Genomic DNA, 6,672 nt, shown 5'->3' on the forward strand with positions numbered 1-6,672 from the left:
CCCGGGGTGCGCAGGCCGGGCACCCCGCGCCGCCCGGGCGACGGGGGACAGAATTCCCGCAGGCGCCGCTGGTCCGGCCCCTCGGGGGACGACCGGGACCCGCAGCCGCTGGGCAGGCTGGTCTCCCGCATGGCGTCCCAGCTCGGCTGGAACCAGCGCCTGGCGGATGGGCGGGTGTTCGGCCAGTGGGCGCGGCTGGTCGGCGAGGAGGTCGCCGAGCACGCACAGCCGGTCTCCCTCAACGACGGCGAGCTGACCGTACGGGCCAGTTCCACCGCATGGGCCACCCAGTTGCGTTTGCTCCAGCGTCAGCTCCTCGCGAGAATCGCGGCCGGAGTCGGCCACGGGGTGGTCACGAAGATGCGCATTCAGGGACCGACCGCGCCGAGCTGGCGCAAGGGGCCCCGGCACATCTCCGGTCGGGGGCCACGGGACACCTATGGCTGACCGCCCGCACGGCGTCGCGACCGCACCGGCGGGAGGCGTTCCCGCCGGGCGCCGCAGACGCGGCGTCGAGGCGCGGTCGGGCAGGTCATCGGGACTGGACTCGTCCGTGTCCGAATTCGTGGCTCTGTGGCGCAGCCAGGGGTGTCCTTGGTGCCTGTGAGCGCGACCGGCCAAGTAAACTTGAATGAGGCAAGCCGGATCGGTGCCGGAACGAATACCAGCTTCGGGCCCGACGCGGGCCGGATGTGACCCGGACGTCCCCCCCGGTGTCCGTTGGGCGAGACGAGGAGAAGTCAGGCCGGTGGCAGCGAGTAACAGCGAATACAGTGCGTCCTCCATCACGGTGCTCGAGGGCCTGGAGGCGGTCCGCAAGCGCCCCGGCATGTACATCGGTTCGACCGGTGAGCGTGGCCTGCACCATCTGATCTGGGAGGTCGTGGACAACTCCGTCGACGAGGCGATGGCGGGCCATGCCACTCAGGTGGAGGTCACCCTCCTCGCCGACGGTGGCGTGCGGGTGGTCGACGACGGTCGCGGCATCCCCGTCGAGGAACACCCCGTCCACGGTCAGCCGACGTTGGAGATCGTGCTGACCCAGCTGCACGCGGGCGGCAAGTTCGACAGCGAGTCCTACGCGGTCTCCGGTGGTCTGCACGGCGTCGGCGTCTCCGTGGTCAACGCGCTGTCCAGCACGCTGGACGTGGAGGTCCACCGCGGCGGCACGATGTGGGTGCAGCACTACGCGAAGTCGGTCCCCGGCGAACTGCTGGAGAAGGGACCCACCGAGCGCACCGGGACGAGTCTGACGTTCTTCGCCGACCCGGAGATCTTCGAGACCACCTACTTCAGCGCCGAGACGGTCGCCCGCCGCCTGCAGGAGATGGCGTTCCTGAACAAGGGGCTCACGATCGTGCTGCGGGACGAACGGGTCTCCGGGGACGAGGACGAGGACGCCGCCGGTCAGCAGGCCGAGGTCAAGGAGCGCACCTACCACTACCCGGGTGGGCTGGAGGACTTCGTCCGGCACATCAACGCCTCCAAGGACGCGATCCACCCGACCGTGGTCTCCTTCGAGGAGCAGGGCGAGGGCGTCGAGGTCGAGGTCGCGATGCAGTGGAACAACGGCTTCACCCCGTCGGTCTACACCTTCGCCAACACCATTAACACGCACGAGGGTGGCACCCACGAGGAGGGCTTCCGCGCCGCGCTGACCCGCGTCGTCAACGCCTACGCGCGGGACAAGAAGCTGCTCAAGGAGAAGGACGCCAACCTCACCGGCGACGACGTGCGGGAGGGCCTCGCGGCGATCATCTCCGTCAAGGTCGCGGAGCCACAGTTCGAGGGCCAGACCAAGACCAAGCTGGGTAACAGCGAGGTCCGCTCGTTCGTGCAGACGACCTGCAACGAGTGGCTGGCGGACTGGTTCGAGCGCAACCCCGCCGAAGCCAAGGTCATCATCAACAAGGCGGTCTCCAGCGCCCAGGCCCGGATGGCCGCGCGCAAGGCCCGCGACCTGGTGCGGCGCAAGGGCGCGATGGACATCGGCGGCCTGCCGGGCAAGCTGAAGGACTGCCGCTCCACCGACCCCGAGAAGTGCGAGCTCTACATCGTCGAGGGTGACTCCGCGGGGGGCTCGGCCAAGGAGGGCCGCGACTCGCACTACCAGGCGATCCTGCCCATCCGCGGAAAGATCATCAACGTGGAGAAGGCGCGGATCGACCGGGTACTCAAGAACGCGGAGGTCCAGTCGCTGATCACCGCGCTGGGCACCGGCATCCACGACGAGTTCGACATCTCGAAGCTGCGATACCACAAGATCGTGCTGATGGCCGACGCCGACGTGGACGGCCAGCACATCCGCACGCTGCTGCTGACCCTGCTGTTCCGGTTCATGCGCCCGCTGATCGAGCAGGGTTACGTGTACCTGGCCTCACCGCCGCTCTACAAGATCAAGTGGCCGCGGAACGACGCCGAGTACGCCTACACCGAGCGCGAGAAGGAGGGCCTGCTCCGCGCGGGTGCCGAGGCGGGCCGGAAGCTGCCGAAGGACGAGGGCATCCAGCGGTACAAGGGCCTCGGCGAGATGAACGCCGACGAGCTGTGGGAGACCACCATGGACCCCACCAACCGTGTACTGCTCCAGGTCAGCCTGGACGACGCGGCCACGGCCGACGAGCTCTTCTCCGTGCTGATGGGCGAGGACGTCGAGGCCCGCCGTTCGTTCATCACCCGCAACGCCAAGGGCGTGCGTTTCCTGGACGTCTGACGCGGCGCCCGGCTCACCCCGGCCGCGCGCCCGCCCGCCGACGTCGCTCGTGTGAAAGGACTTCTTCTCCGTGACCGAAACGCTGGAACCGGACCACCGGGGCCGTGTCGAACCTGTTGACATCCAACAGGAGATGCAGAACTCGTACATCGACTACGCGATGAGTGTCATCGTGTCGCGGGCCCTGCCGGACGTGCGGGACGGACTCAAGCCCGTGCACCGCCGGGTGCTGTACTCGATGTACGACTCCGGTTTCCGCCCCGACCGCGGGTACAACAAGTGCTCCCGCGTGGTCGGCGACGTGATGGGCAACTACCACCCGCACGGCGACTCGGCGATCTACGACGCCCTGGTGCGCCTGGCGCAGGGCTGGTCGATGCGGTACCCGCTGATCGACGGCCAGGGCAACTTCGGCTCCCCGGGCAACGATCCGGCCGCCGCGATGAGGTACTGCGTGACCGGCGACACCCGCGTGAAGCTCGCGGACGGCGCCACGGTCGCGATCGGGGACCTCGTTCCGGACGCCCGGCCGAACAGCGACCACCCCGTCGACGTCAAGCTTCTCGACCGCAACGGCGACCCGGTCCGGGCGGACATGCTCTTCCATTCGGGTGAGCACCCCACGCTCCGCATGACCACGCGCGAAGGCTTCGAGCTGACCGGGACGCACAACCACCCGGTGCTCTGCCTGTCCCGGGTGCTGGGTGTTCCGACGCTGGTGTGGAAACTCCTGTCGGAGATCGAGCCGGGCGAGAAGGTCGTGCTCCAACGCACCGAGCCGCCCGCCGGTTCCGACACCGACCCCCGCCACCTGGACGAAGCCCGAGTGGCGGGCGCGTCCGTCGGCGAACGGGTGCCCGAGTTCGTGCACACGGGCGGACCGGAGCTCAAACGGACGTTCCTGGCGGCGTTGTTCACCGGTGACGGATCGGTCTCCGGACTGCCCCGGAATTCCGTGCAGGTCTCGTACTCGACCTACAGCGCCCGGCTGGCGCGCGAGGTGCAGCAGCTGCTGCTGGAGTTCGGCGTCGTGGCCAAGCAGGTCCGCTACGACTCGGGCGAGTACAAGGTCGTCATCACCAACCGGCGTGACGCCCGGTTGTTCGCCACCAGGATCGGCTTCGACGGCACCAAGCAGGACAAGCTGGAGACCGTGCTGGCCGAGATCCCGCACGACTCGCGTTCCCTGTCGTCGGACCACGTCCCGTTCGTCGGTGAGTACATCCGTGGGCACGGTGCCCGGTGGTGGACCGAACGGGATTGGCTGCGCAGGCACAACGTCGACCGTGTCGCCCGGTGGGAGACCCGGCGGGACGAGATCGCCGCACGGATCACGGAGCCGGACGTGCTCGACGTCGTCGAACCGCTCGTCGACGGGCGGTACTACTACGCCGAGGTCGCGTCCGTGAGCGACGCGGGCGTGCGGTCCGTCTACAGCGTGCGCGTCGACAGTGACGACCACGCGTTCGTCACCGACGGATTCGTCAGCCACAACACCGAATCCCGCCTCGACCCGCTGGCGATGGACATGCTGCGGGACATCGAGGAGGAGACGGTCGACTTCTCCGACAACTACGACGGGCGCACGCAGGAGCCCGACGTCCTGCCGAGTCGCATCCCGAACCTGCTGGTCAACGGTGGGTCCGGGATCGCGGTGGGGATGGCGACCAACATCCCGCCGCACAACCTCCGCGAGGTCGCCGACGGGGTGATCTGGGCGCTGGACCACCCCGAGGCCGGCGAGGAGGAACTGCTCGAAGCGCTGATGGAGCGCATCAAGGGGCCGGACTTCCCGACCCGCGGGCTGATCCTCGGCACCAGGGGGATCTCCGAGGCCTACCGCACCGGCCGCGGATCGGTCCGGATGCGCGCGGTGGTCGAGGTCGAGGAGGACACCAAGGGCCGCGCCACGCTGGTGGTCACCGAGCTGCCGTACCAAGTGAACCCGGACAACCTGGTGGAGAACATCGCCACGCTGGCGCGGGACGGCAAGCTCACCGGCATCGCCGACATCGCCGACGAGACGAACAGCCGCAGCGGGATGCGCATCGTCATCACGCTCAAGCGCGACGCCGTGGCGAAGGTGGTGCTGAACAACCTCTACAAGCACACCCAGCTGCAGTACAACTTCGGCGTCAACATGCTGGCGCTGGTGGACGGCGTCCCGCGGACCCTGCGGCTGGACCAGATGGTGCGGCACTACGTGGCCCACCAGATCGACGTCATCGTCCGCCGGACGCGGTACCGGCTGCGCAAGGCCGAGGAGCGCGCGCACATCCTGCGTGGTCTGGTCAAGGCACTCGACCAGCTGGACGCGGTGATCAACCTGATCCGCCGGTCGCCGAGCGCGGACGAGGCGCGCACCGGGCTGATGGAGCTGCTCGAGGTCGACGAGGTGCAGGCCACCGCGATCCTGGACATGCAGCTGCGCAGGCTGGCCGCCCTGGAGCGGCAGAAGATCACCGACGAACTGGCCGAGCGCGAGGCCACGATCGCCGATCTGAAGGACATCCTGGACAAGCCCGAGCGGCAACGCTCGATCGTGCGGACCGAACTCGCCGAGATCGTCGAGAAGTACGGCGACGAGCGCCGCACGCAGATCATCCCGTACGACGGGGATGTCTCCGCCGAGGATCTGATCCCGGTGGAGGACGTCGTCGTGACGATCACCCGGACGGGCTACGCGAAGCGGACGAAGACCGATCTGTACCGGTCGCAGAAGCGCGGCGGCAAGGGCGTGCAGGGCACCACGCTGCGCCAGGACGACATCGTGCAGCACTTCTTCGTGTGCTCGACGCACGACTGGATCCTGTTCTTCACCAACAAGGGCCGGGTCTACCGGGCGAAGGCGTACGACCTTCCGGAGGCCAACCGCAGCGCGCGCGGGCAGCACGTGGCGAACCTGCTGGCGTTCCAGCCGGAGGAACACATCGCCGGGGTCATCCAGATCCGGGACTACCAGGTGGCTCCGTACCTGGTGCTGGCCACCCGGAAGGGGCTGGTGAAGAAGTCCCGGCTGTCCGACTTCGACTCCCCGCGCTCCGGTGGTCTGATCGGGATCAATCTGCGGGAGGGCGACGAGCTCGTCGGCGCGGTGCTCGCCTCGGCCGAGGACGACCTGCTGCTGGTGTCCTCGGACGGCCAGTCCATCCGTTTCCACGCCACCGACGAGGTGCTGCGCCCGATGGGCCGGGCCACCTCGGGTGTCCTCGGCATGCGGTTCAACGACGGCGCGGAGCTGCTCAGCGTCAACGTCGTCCGGCCGGACACCGACCTGCTCGTCGCCACCGACGGCGGGTACGCCAAACGCACCCCGGTCGAGGAATACCCGGTGCGCGGCCGCGGTGGTAAGGGTGTGCTGACGATCCAGCACGACGAACGGCGCGGTGCGCTCGTCGCCGCGCTGATCGTCGACATCGAGGACGAGTTGTACGCCATCACCTCCAGTGGTGGAGTTATCCGGACGCCCGCGGGTGAGGTCCGCAAGGCGGGTAGGCAGACCAAGGGCGTCCGATTGATAGATCTCGGCGAGGGGAACGCTCTGCTCGCCGTGGCACGCAACGCCGACCGGCCGTCGGACGTCCCCGAAGAGGGCACCACCACCGGTGAACTCCCACCGGAGGAGGACGGGAGCATGAGCTCCGAGACCGTGTCCGGGTCGGATTCCGGGGACGACACCGCCGCCGGAAGCGACCCGCGGGACGCGGAGTAGGCGGGTCGCACGACCCTGGCACCAGTGGCGCGCGAGTGACGAGGGATGACGGTTTGTGACACCTTCTGACAACACCGAACAGAGCGGCTCGGGCGGCACCACCGACACCAGCCCGGGCGAACCGCCACCCTGGCAGCGGATCGCGGGTGACGACGGTGGGGCGAATCCCGGCACCACCGAGTCCGGCGGCACCCCCGCCGATCCCACCGCCGGATCCGCCGGTGATACCCACGGGGACGCCTCGGGT

3 protein-coding genes and 1 pseudogene are annotated in these 6,672 nt (G+C 68.7%); all 4 read left to right on the plus strand.

Annotated features, from left to right (window positions below):
- Positions 1–447 (plus strand): DciA family protein (locus SACHA_RS25590; protein ID WP_039739207.1); only part of this gene is annotated, 447 nt, incomplete at its 5' end.
- Positions 448–748: 301 nt separating this feature from the next.
- Positions 749–2,713 carry a DNA topoisomerase (ATP-hydrolyzing) subunit B gene (gyrB, locus tag SACHA_RS0115005; protein ID WP_019810997.1) on the plus strand — a complete coding sequence of 655 codons (1,965 nt, stop codon included), beginning with the start codon at positions 749–751 and terminating at the stop codon, positions 2,711–2,713.
- Positions 2,714–2,783: 70 nt separating this feature from the next.
- Positions 2,784–6,425, plus strand: a complete 3,642-nt coding sequence (gene gyrA, locus SACHA_RS0115010; protein ID WP_019810999.1) for an intein-containing DNA gyrase subunit A — start codon at positions 2,784–2,786, stop codon at positions 6,423–6,425.
- Positions 6,426–6,480: 55 nt separating this feature from the next.
- Positions 6,481–6,672 (plus strand): annotated as a pseudogene (locus SACHA_RS26245) (DUF3566 domain-containing protein); the annotation flags it as partial.

Source organism: Saccharomonospora halophila 8 (genome assembly GCF_000383775.1).
In the GTDB taxonomy this organism is placed as follows: domain Bacteria; phylum Actinomycetota; class Actinomycetes; order Mycobacteriales; family Pseudonocardiaceae; genus Saccharomonospora; species Saccharomonospora halophila.